This is a genomic window from Sphingomonas humi, from assembly GCF_039536725.1.
Classification (GTDB): Bacteria; Pseudomonadota; Alphaproteobacteria; order Sphingomonadales; family Sphingomonadaceae; genus Sphingomicrobium; species Sphingomicrobium humi.
Genome location: NZ_BAAAZD010000001.1, coordinates 322,641 through 338,577, shown reverse-complemented (window position 1 = coordinate 338,577; position 15,937 = coordinate 322,641). Strand labels below are relative to the sequence as shown.

The following is a 15,937-nucleotide window of genomic DNA, read 5'->3' as shown; positions in this document are numbered from 1 at the left end:
TCTCATGGCCAGTCGCGCTTCTCCCCCGTTCGAAGACCTTCGCCGCCGGATTGCCGGCGAAGTGGCGAACTTCTTCAATGACGCGGCCAAGGGCCAGCAGCCCATTGTGCCGTCCGACGAGGCGCTGTGCCCGCCGGGCGGAGCGGCGTGGAAGGTCCATGCTGACCTTGCCGGCATGATGGTCGGCGGGGTCGCCGCCCTGCTGTGGCAGATGCTCCACCCCCAGGCGCTGGCGGGCGTGTGGGACCATTCGGATTTTCGCCGCAACATGCATGGCCGCCTGCGCAACACCGCGCGCTTCATCGCGATCACCACCTATGGCGCGCGGGACGAGGCCGAAGCGGCGATCGCTCGGGTCCGGCGAATCCACGGCCAGGTGACGGGAACGCTTGCCGACGGCACGCCCTACGACGCCAGCGATCCCCGGCTGCTCGCCTTTGTCCATGTCGCTGGCTCGGCGATGTTCCTCGCCGGCTACCGCCGCTTCGCCAACCCGCGCATGCCGCGGGCCGAGCGCGACGCCTACTGGCGCGAGGTCGCGGTGATGGCCCGGATGCTCGGGGCCGACCCGGTGCCGACTACCGAAGCGGAGGCGGAAGCGCTCGCCCGCGACTTCATGAGCGAGCTTCGGGCCGACGAGCGCAGTGCGGCGGTGCGCGACATCATCCTCAACGCGCCGCCCGAACGGCTGCGGATGTTTCCCGTCCAACGCCTCCTGATGCGCTCGGCCACCGACCTCCTCCCGCGCGAGGTGCGGCGGCTGCACGGCCTGCGCGGTTCGGGCCTTGCCACGCCGGCGGTCGGAACCGCCACCTTCAGCCTCGCCTCCACCTTGCGCTGGGCCCTTGCTCCGCGCGAAAAGGAAGCATGAGTATTCTTCAACGCCTGCTGGGCGACAAGATTCAGAACGGCACGCTGACGGTGCTTATGCCCGGCGGGGAAAGCTCCACCGTCGGCGATGGCGACCCCGTGGTGGTTGCCCGCATCCACGACAGGAAAGCCCTGCTCGACCTCATGCGCGGCCCGCGGCTGGCGTTCGGCGAGCTCTACATGGATGGCCGGATCACCCTCGAGCAGGGTGCGCTGATCGACCTGCTGTCGATGGTGGTGGGCGCCAACCGCTTCGAGGACGGCGGGCACAAGGGCCGGCTCAAGAAGCAGTTGGGCCTCCTGAAATCACTGCTCCCGCGGCGCAACGACGCCACCGCCTCGCGGCGCAACGTCGCGCATCACTATGACCTCGACGAGCGGCTCTACCGGCTCTTTCTCGACCCCGACCTCCAGTACAGCTGCGCCTATTTCCACGATCCGGCCAACAGTTTGGCCCAGGCGCAGGAAGACAAGAAGGCCCACATCGCGGCCAAGCTTTACCTGAAGCCCGGCCAGCGCGTGCTCGACATCGGTTCGGGCTGGGGCGGGATGGCGCTCTACCTCAATCGCGTCGCGGGCGTCGAAGTGCTCGGGGTGACGCTGAGCGAGGAGCAGTTGCGCGTCTCACGCCAGCGTGCGGAAGAGGCCGGGGTCGCCGACAAGGTCAAGTTCGAACTGATCGACTATCGCGCGGTGACCGGCCGGTTCGACCGGATCGTCTCGGTCGGCATGTTCGAACATGTCGGGGCGGCGCATTTCGGCGAATTCTTCGCGACGGCCAAGCGCTTGCTGACCGACGACGGCGTAATGCTGCTCCACACGATCGGTAAATATGGCAAGGCCGGGAAGCCCGACCCCTTCACCGATAAGTGGATCTTCCCCGGCTACCACCTGCCCAGCCTCAGCCAGATGATGGCGGCCAGCGAGGACGTGCGGCTGATCGCGACAGACGTCGAAACGCTGCGGCTGCATTATGGCTATACGCTTCGGCACTGGCTGGCGAACTGCCATCGGCACCGGACCGAGATCGTCGCGCTCTACGACGAACGCTTCTTCCGCATGTGGGAATTCTACCTCGCGGCGGCCGCGGTCGCCTTCGAGCATGGCGCGATGAACAATTTCCAGGTGCAATATGTCCGCGACCGGCGCGCGCTGCCGATCACCCGCGATTACATGCATGAGGCCGAGCAGCGCTACCGCCGCCCGGCCTCATAAGTCGCTCTAGCCTGGCTTAGCGGCGCTTGCCGCGAAGCTCGGCGACGAGGTTCGGCGCCGGGTAGATCTTCTCCAGCGCTTCCTGCACCGCCTGGGTCGAAACCACGACTGTGCGGTTGAGCGTGCCGTCGTAGCCGTAGGTCCCGCCGAGGCTGTGGATGTTGCCGTCGAACGCGGCGCCGATCACCGTCCCTGCCTTGTCGATCACCGGCGAACCGGAATTGCCGCCGATGATGTCGTTGGTGGTGACGAAGTCGTAGACCGCGTTCTTGTTGATCTTCGCCTGGTTGGCGGCGAAGGCCGGGGGAAGGTCGAACGGTTCGGCACCGGTCGCGCGGTCGAAGGTGCCGCCGAGGAAGGTGCGGGTCGGCACCGGCGTGCCGCGCTCGTTCCAGCCCTGCACCTTGCCGTAGCTGATGCGCAGCGTGAACGTGGCGTCGGGGTAGTTGCTGTCACCATAGGCCGCGAAGCGCGCATCGGCGAGGCGCGCGCGGGCCGCAGTCAGCGGTGCGTCGACCTCTGCGTCATAGCGCTTCTGCAAGGCGCGGGCATTGGCATCGAGGCTGCGGGCATAGACGATCATCGGATCGGTCGAAGCCGCGATCGCTGCCGCGCCGCCGTTCCACAGCGCCTGGCGCACTGCCGGATCGGCAAGCTTGGTGCCCGACACCAGTCGCGCCGCCAGCCCTTCGGGCGATTCCTTGCCGAGCAGGAGCTTGGTCTGCGGGTGGTCGGCGCCGAGATATTCGCGTGCCTTGCTGAGCGACCATTCCATCCGCAGCTCTTCCAGCCACGGCGTGATCGGGCGCGCATCGGTGATGCTCTTTTCAAGGAGCGGCAGGGCGGCATCGCCGAAGCCCGGAAGGCGCTCGGCGTTCGGCTTGCCGCGTTCCTCGGCGGCGCGGACCAGCGCCAGCGCATAGCCGAACAGGTCGTTGCGCGGCGTCGCGAAGTTGCGCTCGACATAGATGTTGCGATTGGCCTGGACCGACTTGGCGATGTCGCTCCACGGATCGCCGATCCCGGCCTTGTTTGCGCTGCGCTGCTTGAGGTCAGCCTCGGCCGCCGCCAGCTTGCCGGTGAACGCCGGGTCGTTCAGGGCCTTCACCTGGCCAATGTAGACCTTGAGGCTGTTCTCGATCCCGAACAGCGTCTCCTTGCCCTCGCGCTCCTTTTCGGGGCTTTCGGCCATGGCGGTGATCAGTCGGCCGCGCAGTTCGGACAGGGTCGTCAGCGTGATCGGCAGCGCGACTTCACGCTGGAACGCGAACTGGTCCATCGTGAACAATCGCTGGGTCGTGCCGGGATTGCCGACGACGAATGTCGCCTCGCCATCCTCCGGCGCGCGTGGGTTCCAGGACAGGTGCTGCGGGGTCGCGACCGGCTTGCCGTTCTCGTAGGCGCGCAGGAAGCTGGCATCGAGCGAATAGCGCGGGAAGTTGAAGTTGTCGGGATCGCCGCCGAACTGCGCGGCCTGCGCTTCAGGCGCCCAGACCAGGCGGACGTCGCTATACTTGCGATAGGTATAGAGCTTGTACTGGCCGCCGCCGAACAGGCTGACGACCTGGCAGCGGGTGGTCGCCTTGTCGGTGCAATTGTCCGATTCGAGCTTGGCCACCGCGGCGTTGCGTGCGCGGACGGCGTCGGCGCCGGTGGCCGAACCGATCGCCGCCTTCACCGTCGGGGTGACGTCGCGGATCGCGGTGACAACCTCGGCCTGCTGGCCGGCGCACTTCTTCTCCTCGCTCGTCGCGCGGGCGGTGAAACCCTTGACCAGGATGTTGTTGTCCCCGGTCGAGTTCTCCTCGACGCAGGTGGCGACGCAATGGTGGTTGGTGAGGATCAGCCCGGCGTCGGACACGAAGCTTGCCGAGCAGCCACCCGTCAGGCGGACGGCGGCGGCCCGGGTCTTGTCGAGCCAGGCCTGGTCGGGCGCCCAGCCATAGGCCTGCTTCATCCGCGCGGCGGGAAAGGCATCGAAGGTCCACATCCCCTCGTCCGCCATGGCGGCGGTGGGAAGGGTAAAGGCGATGGCGGCGCTGACGAAAAGGGCGGACTTGAGACGCATGAAGGATGGTCCTCGGTTGGGTGAAACTTCGCGGTGCGAAGGAGTAGCGCGCTTTCCAGAAAGCGAAAGAGGGCCCGGCGTGGTCCGCCGAGCCCTCTCAAGCTCACCAAAGGTGGTTGGCCGATGCCTCAGCGCGTCGGCTGGACGGCCGGCCGCGCCATCATCCGCTGCTGGCGGGCCTTCTGGCGTTCATCCTGCGTGATCCGGCCGTCGCGGTTGGTGTCGACGCGGTCGAAGCGCTGCACCGCGGCGGCCTGCGCCTCGGCAAGCGACACCCGCTGGTCGTTGTTGGTATCGGCCTGGCGAAGCATGCCGCCGCCCATCCGGCCGCGCATCGCCATCCGGTCGCCGCGCATTCCGCCACGCGGGCCCTCGGCGCGGCGCTCACCGCGCATCGCCTCGGCCCTGGCCCATTCGTCGCGGCTGATCACATTGTCGCGATTGGCGTCGAGCCGATCGAACATCATGCCGCGGTCGGCACCGCGGTTCTGGCCCATGCCCATGCGCTCGCCGCCGCCGCCGCGCTGCATCATCTGGCCGCGCATCGCGCGGGCTTCGTCCATGGTGATGAAGCCGTCGCGGTTGGCATCGACTCGCGAGAACATGGTCCGCGCCCGCTCGACCGCCTCGGCGCGGGTGGTGACGCCGTCGCGCGGTGCGGTCGGCGCATAAGGGGCAACCTGTGCAGTGGCCGCAGTCGCGGCAAGGAGCAGGCCTGCGCTGAGCAAAATCTTCTTCATAAAGCCTCCGTTCGCCCTGTTCTGTTGAATGGCATGTATCCTTGAAAGAATGAACCGGGGGTGACAGGCGCTGCGCAAGCTGCAAGGGGCAACGCCCGCACATGATCGAGCCCGCCGCACCGCCCAGTCCGCCCGGAACGCCGCGCCCGTGGTGGGAAACGCGGGCCTTCGTCGTGGTCATGGTCCTGCTTTCCGCGGTGCCCTTGCTCTACCCGCCGATCCCGCCGCTGGTCGATCTTCTCGGCCACATGGGCCGCTACCGGGTGATGCTCGACGGCGACGTGCCGAGCCTTGCCGCGGTGTACAGCTTCCAATGGTCGCTGATGGGCAACCTTGGCGTCGACCTTGCCGTCTTCGCGCTCGCCAAGCTCGTCGGGCTGGAAGCGGCGGTGAAGCTGGTCATCATCTCCATCCCGATGATGACGACCGCGGGAATGCTGTGGATCGCGCGCGAAGTGCACCACCGTCTGCCGCCGACGGTGATGTTCGCGCTGCCCTTCGTCTACGGCCACCACTTCCTGTTCGGCTTCGTCAATTATTCGCTGAGCGTCGCGCTGGCGATGCTGGCGTTCGGCTTATGGCTGCGCCTCGGCCGGCTCCACCGCTACACCTTGCGCGCGGCGCTGTTCGTGCCGATCAGCATCATCGTCTGGCTCTGCCACGCCTTTGGCTGGGGCTTCCTTGGCCTGCTCGCCTTTTCATCGGAAGTGGTGCGGGCGCATGACGACGGGCGCAGCTGGTGGCGCTCGATCCTGCGCGCCGGGGGGCAGAGCCTGTCGCTTGCCCTGCCGCTGCTGCTGATGCTGCTGTGGCGCGAGGGCGGCGGCGGGGTCACGGCCGATTACTTCAACTGGAAGAACAAGTGGTTCTCCGTCACCTCCGTCCTTCGCGACCGGTGGAAGGAATGGGACCGGATCAGCTTCTTCCTGTGCGTCGTCGTGTTCCTGTTCGCGATCGTCCATCCCCGGCTGACCCTGTCGCGCATGCTGACCTTCACGGCGCTGGTGCTCGCCGCCGCCTTTGCCCTGCTGCCGCGGATCATCTTCGGGTCGGCCTATGCCGACATGCGCCTGATGCCGTTCGTCATCGCCTTCGCGATGCTGGCGATCCGCTTCCGGCGCGAGACGCCGCTGGTGATGGGCTGGATCCTCGCCAGCCTGTCGCTCGCCTTCATGCTCGCGCGGACGATTAGCGTGACCTGGAGCCTCGCCCTCGCCAGCGACGAATACAGCCGGCAGCTGACCGCGCTCGACCATATGCCCATGGGCGCCAGGGTCGTCAGCCTGGTCGGCCTCCAGTGCACCCGCGGGGGAAGCTGGCAGCTTTGGCGCAATGCGCACATCGGCGGCATGGTGGTGGTGCGCAAGGAAGGCTTTTCCAACGACCACTGGAGCGTTCCTGGGGCCAAGCTCCTGACCGTCACCAACACCAAGGCGGGCTGGTGGCGGCATGATCCTTCCAATCTCGTCGCCGACGACCGGTGCCGCGTGCGGTTCGCGCGGCCGATCAGCTGGAACCTCAGCCATTTCCCGCGCGACGCGTTTGATTACCTGTGGCTGGTCAACCCGCCGCCGTTCGATCCGCGGCTGCTGGCCGGCATGGAAAAGGTGTGGGGCCTGCCCGACGGCTCGGCCCTCTACCGGATCCACCCGGGACCCGCTAAGCCGGGGCAATGACCGCGCTCTCCATCGTCGTCCCGTGCTTCAACGAAGAGGAGTGCGTCGCGCTCTTGCACGAGCGGTTGAGCGGCGCGGCGCGCACGTCGTTCGGCGATGATTACGAGATCATCCTCGTCAACGACGGATCGCGCGACCGGACCTGGCCGATCATGCAGGAATTGAGCGCGCGCGACCCGCACCTCACCTGCGTCAACCTGTCGCGCAACCACGGCCACCAGTTGGCGCTGACCGCCGGCCTGGACCTCGCGCGGGGCCACCGGATCCTGATCGTCGACGCCGACCTGCAGGACCCGCCAGAACTTCTCGCCCCGATGCTCGAGGTGATGGAGCGCGAAGGTGCGGACGTGGTCTATGGCGTTCGCCGCAGCCGTGCGGGGGAGACGCACTTCAAGCGCGCCACCGCCCACGCCTTTTACCGGCTGCTCAGCTCCGCCACGGAAATCGAGATTCCGCTCGATGCCGGCGACTTCCGGCTGATGAGCCGACGCGCGCTGGACGTGCTGCTGTCGATGCCCGAACAGGCTCGCTTCGTCCGCGGAATGGTCGCCTGGATCGGGTTCAAGCAGCTGCCCTTCCTCTACGACCGTGCCGAGCGGGCGGCGGGTGAAAGCAAATATCCGCTGTCGAAGATGATCCGCTTTGCGCTCGACGCGCTGACCGGGTTCAGCTCGGCCCCGCTCAAGCTCGCCAGCCATGTCGGACTGGTCCTGAGCCTCAGCTCAGTCCTGATCATCGTCTACATCGCCTTCGCCTTCCTCACCGGGCGCAACATCCAGGGCTGGACCTCGCTGATGCTGGTGGTGGTGGTGCTCGGCGCGGTGCAGATGTTCGTGCTGGCGATGATGGGCGAATATATCGGCCGCCTCTACAGCCAGGCGAAGAACCGCCCGCTCTACATCGTGCAGGATATTGCCGGTGAAGCCCGTGCCCCGCGGCGCGGCCTCGGTCAGGTACCCGAAGAAGCCACCGCCCACAGCGACAGGCCGGGCGGCAGCGGCACCCTGCCGATCAACCGCGCTTCCTGAGCGAAGATCGTCTGCAGCACTTCGTTGAGTAGGGTCGGCGGCATCGCGTCGTCGCTGTCGTCCTTGCCGCGGACCTTGCCCGCGGCCCGCGCCGCAACCGCGGCCGGGAACAGGAAGCTGTTGAGATAGCCCATCCGCTCCAGCTTCAGGGGCGAGGCTTCGAACAGCTTCTTCAAAGCCTTTTTCGAGTAGCGGCGGTGATGATGGTTCACCTCATCGTGCGCCGACCACATCCACTCATGCGCCGGCACCGTCTTGATGAACTTGCCGCCGGGCTTGAGGCAGCGGGCAATGCCGGCGAGCGCCGCGCCATCGTCCTCGACATGCTCGATGACATCGAAGGAGCCGATGAGGTCGTAGCTGGCGTCGGGCACACCGATGAGGTCGGGGAGCGGCGCCGCCATGACCGGCCGGCCGAGCCGCTTTTCCGCCAGCGTGCGGACGCCCGGATCGACCTCGATGGCATCCAGCGTCCCGAACTGCTGAAGCATGCTGAAATTGTGCCCGGTCCCGCAGCCGATCTCGAGGATGCGGCTGCCCGGCGCCGGCCGGACGATGCGTTTGATCAACGCCTCGAGGACCTTGCGGCGGCCGCGGTACCACCAGTGCTCCTGGTCGTGCTCGGCCATCCGGTCGTAGACCTGACGTTCCATCAGCCGAACACCCACCAGCGATTGAGCGCAAAGGTGAGGAAGGGCGTGACGAGGACCGCGGGGACCAGCGGCCACCAGGTCGGGCCGTGCAGCTTGTCGATGGCGATCCAGGTGAAGCCTGCGTTGAGCAGCATGCCCGCGGTCTGGACGGCGAGAAACTGGAATTTGGTCTTCCCGTCCTCGCTGCGGTCGTGCCCCTTGAAGCTCCACCGGCTGTGCAGAAAGAAGCCGGCGATCACCGCGACGGCGAAGGCGATCACCACGGCCAGCACCGGCCACATGACGTAGGTCGCAAGCGGCCAGTAGACCGCGGCATAGAGCAGGGTCGAGCCGAGCCCGACCAGCCCGAAGCGCACGAGTTGTCCGATGAGCTCGCGGCGAGACGAGGTTTGCGGGAGGCTTGCCTGGACCATGGCCTTGCCCTCTAGGGTCAAGTGCCTAGAGCGGCAACAGATTGCCTGTGGGCGGGGAGTGGTCGGACGTGCCGGAGCGTTTGCTGGGGTGGATGGAGCGGCATTGGCGCCTGGTGGTGGTGCTGGTGTGGCTCGGCGCCTGCGCGCTGTTCACCTGGCAGCGTTGGGGCAACATCCTTGGCTTCGCGCTCGGTGATACCGACGACAATCTGCGAATGGCGCAGGTCCGGGCGCTGCTGAACGGGCAGGGCTGGTACGACCTCAGGCAATATCGATTCGACCCGGCCTTCGGCGGCGCGAACATCCACTGGAGCAGGATCGTCGACCTGCCGATCGCAGCCCTGATCCTGCTCGGCCGCCTGTTCACCACCGGCGCCGATGCCGAGCGGATGGCGGTCGCGGTGGCGCCGATGCTGCCTTATGTCGTCCTGCTCTTCGGCATCGCCCTGACCGCGCGGCGGCTGATCAGCCCGGCGGCCTTCGTCGCGGCCTTTGTCGCGCTCTACTTTGCCGGTGCGACCAATGGCATGTTCATGCCGACCAGGATCGACCACCACGGATGGCAGCTCGCCTCGCTCAGCCTCGTCATTGCCGGGCTTGCCGATCCCGACCGCCGACGCGGTGGGCTGACGGTCGGGCTGGCCAGCGCCTTCAGCCTGTCGATCGGGCTCGAAATGCTCATCTATCTTGCGCTTGCAGGGGCTGCGCAGGTGCTGATGTGGGTGTCGGACGCGCGCGAGCGTGACCGCCTGCTGAGCTATGCCGCAAGCATCTCCGGGGGCTGCGCCGTCGGCTTCCTGCTGTTCGCCAGCTACGACAATCGCGCCCCGGTGTGCGACGCGCTGTCGCCGGTGTGGCTGTCCGACGCGCTGCTGGGCGGAGCGCTGCTGGCGCTGCTGGCGTGGCGCAGCCCGGCACGCTGGACCACGCGCCTCGCGCTGGCCGCCGTCGCGGGGCTGGTCGTCGCCGGTTTTCACGCCCTGGCGTGGCCGCACTGCTTGTCGCGCCTCGAGGGGGTCTCGCCCGAAGTCGACCGCCTGTGGCTGAGCAACGTGCGCGAGGCGAAGCCAATCACCCAGCACAGCTGGCGGACCGGCGTCACCATCGCTTCCCTGCCCGCGGCGGGACTGCTCGGCTGGATCTGGCTGACGTTCCTCCATCGCCGCGATCCCGAACGCCTGCGCCGGATCCTCGGTCCGGCGGTCATCACCGCCGCCGCCTTTGCCTTGCTGTTCTGGCAGGTCCGGGCCGGCCCCGCGAGCCAGCTGCTCGGCGCGATCGGCTGTTCGGCGCTGACGGCGACGCTTCTGCCAAGGCTGTGGAATGCCAAGAACAGCCTGGTCGTGGTGCTCGGATCGACCGCCCTGGTGCTGGTCGCCAGCGGCGGCGCAGCCCCGCTCGCGCTCGCGCTCTACCCCGACAAGGGCGGGGGCAAGCAGACCGAAAGCCAGCGGCTCAACAACCGCGCCAATCGCCTGTGCCCGACGCTATGGGCGATGCGGCCCGTGGCGCAGCAGCCCAAGGGCATGGTGTTCACCTTCATCGACCTTGGCCCGCGGCTGATCGCGGTGACCAAGCATAGCGCGCTTGGCGGGCCCTATCATCGCAACGGTCAGGCGATCGCCGACAGCATGAACGCCTTCCGCGGCTCGCCCGAGCAGGCGCGGATGCTGATCCTCAAGCATCGCTCCGATTACCTGCTGGTCTGCCCGCACATGAACCAGGCGACCATCTATCGCGCGCAAACGCCGAAGGGCTTCTATGCGCAGCTCGAGCGGGGGGCGACCTTCCCGTGGCTGCAGCCGATCGACCTCGGCAAGGACAGCCCACTCAAGATGTGGCGGGTGGTGAAGTAGGCGCCTAGCCCGCGAGGCCGGGCAGGCTGCGCTCCAGCCCGTCGAGCACGAACTGCACCGCAAGCGCGGCGAGGATCACGCCGAGAATGCGCGTGATCATCGCCTCGAGCTTCGCCCCGATGAGCCGCATCAGCGGTCCTGCGGTCAGCAGCGCGAGCAGCGTCAGCAGGATGACCGCCGTCATGGCGCCCAGCACCACGAGCTGCTCCATCGTCCCGTCGGCGCGGCCGGACAGCAGCATGATCGACGCGATCGAGCCCGGCCCGGCGATCATCGGGATGGCCATCGGAAAGACGGAAATGTCGTCAGCTTCCGGCGTTCCCTCGATCTCGCGCGCGCGCTCCTCGCGGCGTTCGGTGCGCTTTTCGAAGACCATGTCGAGCGCGATCATGAACAGCATGATCCCGCCCGCCAGGCGAAACGCCGACAGGCTGATCCCGAGCGTCCGCAGCAACGGCTCGCCGAGCAGCGCGAAGAACAGCAGGATGCACCAGGCGACCGCCGCCGAGCGCAACGCCATGGCGCGGCGATGCTTGTCGGCAGTACCCTTGGTCAGCCCCGCGAAGATCGGCGCGCAGCCCGGCGGATCGATGATCACGGCCAGGGTAAGAAACGCAGAGGTGAAAAGCTCGATCATGTCGCCTGGCGCGGACGCGGAGCGGCGACCTTCTGATCCAGCACCGTTGCGAAGCCGCGTCCGGTCCAGAGCTGCACCCGGGTCCGGCGCATGCCGTCGGATGCGACCGTCCAGTTGTAGAGCAACGTGCCATCGGCGGAGCGCTGATAGCCGCTGTCGCCCGGAGGGGCGGTGCGATTGATCGGGTTGGCGTAGATGCGCGCGATCTGCCGCGCCCGAAGTGCCCGATTGCCGCAGGCCGCCGCGCGAACAACCGGCTTCGCCGGCTTTGCGAGCGGTGTTGCGACGCTATCGCCGCCATCCACCGTCCAGCGCCATTCGCCGCTCGGCTGCTTCATCCACAAGGTCGTGAAATAGCCGTCGGCCTTGGCTGCTTCGATCCGCCACGGCCCGGTATTCACAGCAGTGCGCCCGTCGCACGAGACGAAGCTCTTCGCCGGCCACCATTCGACCGAACGCGGCGGATCCTTGCGGTCCTTGAGGAACTCGAGCGCCCACACCGCCTGCGGATCGAACATGACCGCGGTCGGGTCGGCCCATTTGCGGAAGGCTGTCCACTGGCCGATTTTCTGCGCGTCGGCGGCAAAGGCGCGTTCGGCGTCGATGGCGCTCGCCGGCGCGGTCGTGGCGAGCAGTAACGATGCGAGGATCATAGTCCCTCCGGTGCGGCCATGCCTGCCCGGCGGTGGGCGGCGACCAGTGTATTGCGAAGCAGCATGGCGATGGTCATCGGCCCGACACCGCCCGGCACCGGCGTAATGGCGGCGGCGACTTCGGCGGCTTCGGCAAAGGCGACATCGCCGACCAGCCGGGTCTTGCCCGGCTCGGTGCCGGCCACGCGGTTGATCCCGACATCGATGACGGTCGCGCCGGGCTTCACCCAGTCGCCGCGCACCATTTCGGGGCGGCCGACCGCGGCGACGAGGATGTCGGCCTCGCGGGCCAGGGCAGGCAGGTCATGGGTGCGGCTGTGGGCAATGGTCACCGTGCAGCTTTCGGCCAGCAGCAGCATCGCCATCGGCTTGCCGACGATATTGGACCGGCCGATCACGACAGCGTGCTTGCCCGACAGGTCGCCAAGCTCGGCTTTCAGCAGGTGGAGGCAGCCAAGCGGGGTGCAGGGCACCAGCGCGGCCGGATCGCCCACCGCCAGCCGCCCGGCGTTCACGACATGGAAGCCATCGACGTCCTTGTCCGGATCGATCGCGGCGATCACCCGCGCGGCATCCATGTGCGGCGGCAGCGGGAGCTGGACGAGGATGCCATCGACCGCCGGATCGGCATTGAGGCTGGCGACGAGCGCGAGAAGATCGGCTTCGCTGGTCTCGGCAGGAAGCGCATGATGGAGGCTTTCCATCCCGGCTTCGCTGCAGCCGCTGCGCTTTGAACGGATGTAGACCTCGCTCGCCGGATCTTCCCCAACCAGCACGGTGGCGAGGGCCGCGGGACGGCCGGTCGACGCGCGGAAGAAGGCTGCAAGCCCTCCGACCCGCGCCCGCAGCTCGGCCGCGGCGGCCTTTCCGTCGATCCTTCGCGCTGTCACGGCCTCACATCCCCGGCGGGGGAAGCGACGCGAGCGCGTTGGTGATCACCGGATTGATCAGGATGCCGATCAGCAGCAGCACGACCACCGGCGACAGGTCGAGGCCGCCGAAGTCGGGAAGGATCTTGCGGAACGGACGGTAGAGCGGCTCGAGAAAGCGATCGAGCCCGACGAGGAACCGGCGCACCCCTTCGCTGGACGTGTTCAGCACATTGAAGGCGACAAGCCAGCTGAAGATCACCTGGATGATGATCAGCCACCACAGCACGTTGAGCAGGATGGCGGCGATCTCAAGGATTGTGCGCAGGATCATGGCGTCCCTCTAGCCGCCCCGTATTGCTGCGGCAACACGGGCTCAGGGTGCGGTGCGTTCGGGATCGGCGCGGGCGAGGAGGAGCGCGAAGTCGTTCTCGGGGTCGGTCCATTCGCGAAGCGGGGTCCACCCTCCGGCAAGCAGCAGGACGCGGGCGCTTTCCGCGGTATATTTGTGGCTGTTCTCGGTGTGGATGCTACTGCCCTTTGCGAAGCTGAAGGGCTGGCCGCGGACGGTGAAGGTGACGTCGCGCTGCGCGACGAGGTGCATTTCGATCCGCGATTGCGCCGCGTTCCAGCGCGCTTCGTGGGCGAAATCCTCCACCGGCACGTCGCCCTCGAGCTCGCGGTTGATGCGATGCAGGAGGTTGAGGTTGAAGGCCGCGGTAACGCCCGCCGCATCGTCATAGGCGGTAACCAGCCGTTCGGGCGCCTTCACCCGGTCCATCCCGATCAGCAGCAGTGCGCCGCTGCCAAGCGTCTGGCGGAAGGAGCGGAGCAGGTCGACCGCGCTCATGGGGACCAGATTGCCGATGGTGGAACCGGGAAAGAAACCGAGCCGGGGATGCTCGCCGATTTCGGCGGGAAGCGGGAACGGCTTGGTGAAGTCGGCTTCGATCGGAAGGATCGGAAGGTCAGGGAATCGCTTCGAAAGCGTCGCGGCACTGTCGCGAAGGTGGGTGCCGCTGATGTCGACCGGTGCGTAGAGCGCCGGCCGGATGCCTTCGAGCACTACCGGGGTCTTGGTCTGCGATCCTGCGCCATAATCGACCACTGCGCGGCCTTCCCCGACCGCCTCGGCGATTTCGGGAATGGCCCGGCCGAGGATGCTGAGCTCGGTCCGGGTGGGATAATATTCGGGCAGCCGCGTGATGTCGTCGAACAGCCGCGATCCGGCCTCGTCGTAGAACCAGCGGGCAGGGACGGCGGGTGGATCCTGTGCAAGGCCGGACAGGACATCATGGGCAAAGGCCGGATCGACCTTTTCAGCAATCGCGAGCAAGACGTACTCCGGTGAACTGCCAACGGGCTTCGGGTGGAAAGAAGTTGCGGACCGAGGCCCGCGACGAGCCTCGGGGGGTGGCGCAGCTGGCGCCTTTCAAAACCATCTGCCCGCTCATGAACTTGCCATTATATTCGCCGACGCTGCCTTCGGGCTGGCGGAAGCCCGGGTGGGGCAGGAAGGCGGAACCGGTCCAGCACCAGACGTCGCCGAACCAGCCGCCGCCCGCGCGGGGCATGACCGCCTCGGCGCGGTCGAGCTGGTTACCGCCCCAGGGGTCCTCGCCGCCGGCGGCGACTTCCCATTCGGCCTCGGTCGGGAGGCGCGCGCCGGCCCAGCGGGCGAAGGCGTCTGCCTCATAATGGCTGACATGGGCGACGGGCGCTGCCGGGTCGCGCTCGATCCGCCCCGCAAGGGTGAAGGCGCTGCCATCCTCGCCCCAGTAGAGCGGCGCGCTGATCCCTTCGCGCTGGACCCACGCCCAGCCTTCGCTCAGCCAGTGACGCGGATCGCGGTAGCCGCCGGCGGCGATGAACGCGTCCCAGTCGGCGTTGGTGACCAACGTCTCGGCAATCGCATGTGGCTGCAGCCACACCGTGTGCCGGGGCCGCTCACAGTCGAACGCAAACCCGCCGTCTGAGGTGCCGATCTCGGCCTGCCCCGCGCGGCCCTGCCTCCAGCCCGCCCCGTCATTGCGAGCGCAGCGAAGCAATCCATCCGCCGACCCGTGAATTGCCCGGCCGTCGGCTGGCAATGGAATATAGGCCGGCTCGACCGGGCTTGCTGCGAAGGTGGCCAGGATGTCGGTCAGGAACAGCTCTTGATGCTGCTGTTCGTGCGCGATGCCGAGGTCGATCAGCGTCAGCGCGTCTTCGCCAAGCTTCGGAAGAACCGTCTCCAGCGCCTCGTCGACGTGCCTGCGGTAGGCCCGCACCTCGTCGAGCGTCGGCCGCGACAGCATGCCGCGGCGGTCGCGCGCGATGCGTTTCCCCTCGCCCTCGTAATAGCTGTTGAAGAGGAACCCCCAGCGTTCGTCGAACGAGCGATACCCAGGCAGATGGTCGCGAAGGATGAAGGTTTCGAAGAACCAGCTGGTGTGGGCAAGGTGCCATTTGGCCGGCGAGGCGTCGGGCATCGGCTGGACCGTCGCATCCGCATCGCTGAGCGGCCCGGCCAGCGCGAGGGTCAGGGCGCGGGTGGCACGCAGCCGCGGCGCGAGCGACTCCGGAGCAAGGATCGCGTGGCTGTTCACGCTTCGGGTTCTACTCCAGGAAACGGCTTGTCGGCCAGCAGGCTGGCAAGATGGTGCGCGTTCGACGCCAGCATCTCCACCGTCTGGGTGACCTTGTCGGGGACCTTCGGCAGATCCTTGAAGTCGACCTTGCCCATCGCCTCGCCGACCCAATAGGCCGGGCCGCCGGGGGGGACGGTCCAGCCGGTGTCGCCTAGCCCCTGGAAGAGATCGGCCGAGACCTTGTGCGCACCGTCCTCGTTGCCGACGATGGCGACCGCGACGACCTTGCCGGTGCTCGGCATGCGGCCCTTGTCGTCGGTTTCGGAGAGGAAGGCATCCATCCGCTCCAGCACGCGCTTGGCGACGCTCGGCAGCTGGCCCATCCAGATCGGCGTTCCGAACACCAGGATATCGGCATCGAGGATCTGCTTGCGAAGCTCGGGCCAGGCATCGCCATTGCCTTCGTCGGAGCTAACCCCCGGCTTGATGTCGTGATCGGCAAGGCGGATGGTGCCGACCCATTCGACCTCATGCTTGCCCAGCGCGTCGCGGACGAGGCCGACCATCTTGTCGGTTGACGAACTCTCGCCGCCCTTGCTGCCCTTCAGGGTCGCATTCAGTCCAATCGCCTTCAGCGCCATCCGCTGCTCCTGCCATTAACATATGTCAGGAACGTAACGGTCGACGCA

16 protein-coding genes are annotated in these 15,937 nt (G+C 67.4%); 5 read left to right on the top strand and 11 right to left on the bottom strand.

Going from position 1 to position 15,937, the window contains the following annotated elements:
- The first annotated feature begins 4 nt into the window (after nt 1-4).
- Nucleotides 5-871: an oxygenase MpaB family protein gene (locus ABD729_RS01585; RefSeq protein WP_344708406.1), complete on the top strand. Its 867-nt coding sequence runs from the start codon at nt 5-7 to the stop codon at nt 869-871.
- Complete coding sequence (locus ABD729_RS01580) at nt 868-2,085, top strand: class I SAM-dependent methyltransferase (RefSeq protein WP_344708405.1); 1,218 nt, start codon at nt 868-870, stop codon at nt 2,083-2,085. The genes ABD729_RS01585 and ABD729_RS01580 overlap by 4 nt, the downstream gene beginning before the upstream one ends.
- Before the next feature lie 16 nt (nt 2,086-2,101).
- Here the strand turns inward: ABD729_RS01580 and ABD729_RS01575 are convergent, their stop codons facing one another.
- Both ABD729_RS01575 and ABD729_RS01570 read right to left on the bottom strand, forming a co-directional pair.
- On the bottom strand, nt 2,102-4,153 hold the full coding sequence (locus ABD729_RS01575) for a S46 family peptidase (protein WP_344708404.1): 2,052 nt from the start codon (nt 4,151-4,153) through the stop codon (nt 2,102-2,104).
- Between the two features lie 128 nt (nt 4,154-4,281).
- Nucleotides 4,282-4,893: an EF-hand domain-containing protein gene (locus tag ABD729_RS01570; RefSeq protein WP_344708403.1), complete on the bottom strand. Its 612-nt coding sequence runs from the start codon at nt 4,891-4,893 to the stop codon at nt 4,282-4,284.
- Between the two features lie 101 nt (nt 4,894-4,994).
- On the opposite strand from ABD729_RS01570, the gene ABD729_RS01565 reads away from it, so the two are divergent.
- Both ABD729_RS01565 and ABD729_RS01560 read left to right on the top strand, forming a co-directional pair.
- Nucleotides 4,995-6,569, top strand: coding sequence for a hypothetical protein (locus ABD729_RS01565; protein ID WP_344708402.1), 1,575 nt, complete (start codon nt 4,995-4,997; stop codon nt 6,567-6,569).
- On the top strand, nt 6,566-7,597 hold the full coding sequence (locus ABD729_RS01560; RefSeq protein WP_344708401.1) for a glycosyltransferase family 2 protein: 1,032 nt from the start codon (nt 6,566-6,568) through the stop codon (nt 7,595-7,597). Before ABD729_RS01565 ends, ABD729_RS01560 begins: the two co-directional genes overlap by 4 nt.
- Here ABD729_RS01560 and ABD729_RS01555 read toward each other — a convergent pair.
- Together ABD729_RS01555 and ABD729_RS01550 are read right to left on the bottom strand one after the other, a co-directional pair.
- On the bottom strand, nt 7,519-8,250 hold the full coding sequence (locus ABD729_RS01555) for a class I SAM-dependent methyltransferase (protein ID WP_344708400.1): 732 nt from the start codon (nt 8,248-8,250) through the stop codon (nt 7,519-7,521). The genes ABD729_RS01560 and ABD729_RS01555 overlap by 79 nt on opposite strands.
- The gene (locus ABD729_RS01550) at nt 8,250-8,663 is read right to left on the bottom strand and encodes a GtrA family protein (RefSeq protein ID WP_344708399.1); all 414 of its coding nucleotides are present in this window, start codon (nt 8,661-8,663) and stop codon (nt 8,250-8,252) included. Before ABD729_RS01550 ends, ABD729_RS01555 begins: the two co-directional genes overlap by 1 nt.
- Nucleotides 8,664-8,731: 68 nt before the next feature.
- On the opposite strand from ABD729_RS01550, the gene ABD729_RS01545 reads away from it, so the two are divergent.
- Nucleotides 8,732-10,519, top strand: coding sequence for an AcrB/AcrD/AcrF family protein (locus ABD729_RS01545; RefSeq protein WP_344708398.1), 1,788 nt, complete (start codon nt 8,732-8,734; stop codon nt 10,517-10,519).
- A 4-nt stretch (nt 10,520-10,523) separates the two neighbouring features.
- Here ABD729_RS01545 and ABD729_RS01540 read toward each other — a convergent pair whose 3' ends face one another.
- The 7 genes from ABD729_RS01540 to ABD729_RS01510 are packed head-to-tail and all read right to left on the bottom strand — an operon-like array spanning nt 10,524 to nt 15,889.
- A complete protein-coding gene (locus tag ABD729_RS01540) occupies nt 10,524-11,156 on the bottom strand; it encodes a MarC family protein (RefSeq protein ID WP_344708397.1) in 633 nt (210 codons plus the stop codon).
- Nucleotides 11,153-11,809, bottom strand: a complete 657-nt coding sequence (locus ABD729_RS01535; protein WP_344708396.1) for a hypothetical protein — start codon at nt 11,807-11,809, stop codon at nt 11,153-11,155. Before ABD729_RS01535 ends, ABD729_RS01540 begins: the two co-directional genes overlap by 4 nt.
- Nucleotides 11,806-12,699, bottom strand: coding sequence for a bifunctional methylenetetrahydrofolate dehydrogenase/methenyltetrahydrofolate cyclohydrolase FolD (gene folD, locus ABD729_RS01530; RefSeq protein ID WP_344708395.1), 894 nt, complete (start codon nt 12,697-12,699; stop codon nt 11,806-11,808). The genes ABD729_RS01535 and folD overlap by 4 nt, the downstream gene beginning before the upstream one ends.
- Nucleotides 12,700-12,703: 4 nt before the next feature.
- Nucleotides 12,704-13,012, bottom strand: a complete 309-nt coding sequence (locus ABD729_RS01525) for a YggT family protein (RefSeq protein ID WP_344708394.1) — start codon at nt 13,010-13,012, stop codon at nt 12,704-12,706.
- Nucleotides 13,013-13,054: 42 nt separating this feature from the next.
- A complete protein-coding gene (gene egtD / locus ABD729_RS01520; RefSeq protein WP_344708393.1) occupies nt 13,055-14,014 on the bottom strand; it encodes an L-histidine N(alpha)-methyltransferase in 960 nt (319 codons plus the stop codon).
- Nucleotides 13,998-15,266 carry an ergothioneine biosynthesis protein EgtB gene (egtB, locus tag ABD729_RS01515; RefSeq protein ID WP_344708392.1) on the bottom strand — a complete coding sequence of 423 codons (1,269 nt, stop codon included), beginning with the start codon at nt 15,264-15,266 and terminating at the stop codon, nt 13,998-14,000. Before egtB ends, egtD begins: the two co-directional genes overlap by 17 nt.
- Entirely contained in the window at nt 15,263-15,889 is a 627-nt protein-coding gene (locus tag ABD729_RS01510; RefSeq protein WP_344708391.1) for a flavodoxin family protein, read from the bottom strand. Before ABD729_RS01510 ends, egtB begins: the two co-directional genes overlap by 4 nt.
- Between the last annotated feature and the right edge of the window lie 48 nt (nt 15,890-15,937).

Coding starts and splice junctions, on each gene's coding strand:
- ABD729_RS01575 (WP_344708404.1), bottom strand. CDS start 4,153: ATGCGTCTCAAGTCCGCCCTTTTCGTCAGCGCCGCCATCGCCTTTACC.
- ABD729_RS01570 (WP_344708403.1), bottom strand. CDS start 4,893: ATGAAGAAGATTTTGCTCAGCGCAGGCCTGCTCCTTGCCGCGACTGCG.
- ABD729_RS01535 (WP_344708396.1), bottom strand. CDS start 11,809: ATGATCCTCGCATCGTTACTGCTCGCCACGACCGCGCCGGCGAGCGCC.
- ABD729_RS01550 (WP_344708399.1), bottom strand. CDS start 8,663: ATGGTCCAGGCAAGCCTCCCGCAAACCTCGTCTCGCCGCGAGCTCATC.
- ABD729_RS01525 (WP_344708394.1), bottom strand. CDS start 13,012: ATGATCCTGCGCACAATCCTTGAGATCGCCGCCATCCTGCTCAACGTG.
- ABD729_RS01565 (WP_344708402.1), top strand. CDS start 4,995: ATGATCGAGCCCGCCGCACCGCCCAGTCCGCCCGGAACGCCGCGCCCG.
- ABD729_RS01555 (WP_344708400.1), bottom strand. CDS start 8,250: ATGGAACGTCAGGTCTACGACCGGATGGCCGAGCACGACCAGGAGCAC.
- ABD729_RS01560 (WP_344708401.1), top strand. CDS start 6,566: ATGACCGCGCTCTCCATCGTCGTCCCGTGCTTCAACGAAGAGGAGTGC.
- ABD729_RS01540 (WP_344708397.1), bottom strand. CDS start 11,156: ATGATCGAGCTTTTCACCTCTGCGTTTCTTACCCTGGCCGTGATCATC.
- ABD729_RS01585 (WP_344708406.1), top strand. CDS start 5: ATGGCCAGTCGCGCTTCTCCCCCGTTCGAAGACCTTCGCCGCCGGATT.
- ABD729_RS01510 (WP_344708391.1), bottom strand. CDS start 15,889: ATGGCGCTGAAGGCGATTGGACTGAATGCGACCCTGAAGGGCAGCAAG.
- ABD729_RS01580 (WP_344708405.1), top strand. CDS start 868: ATGAGTATTCTTCAACGCCTGCTGGGCGACAAGATTCAGAACGGCACG.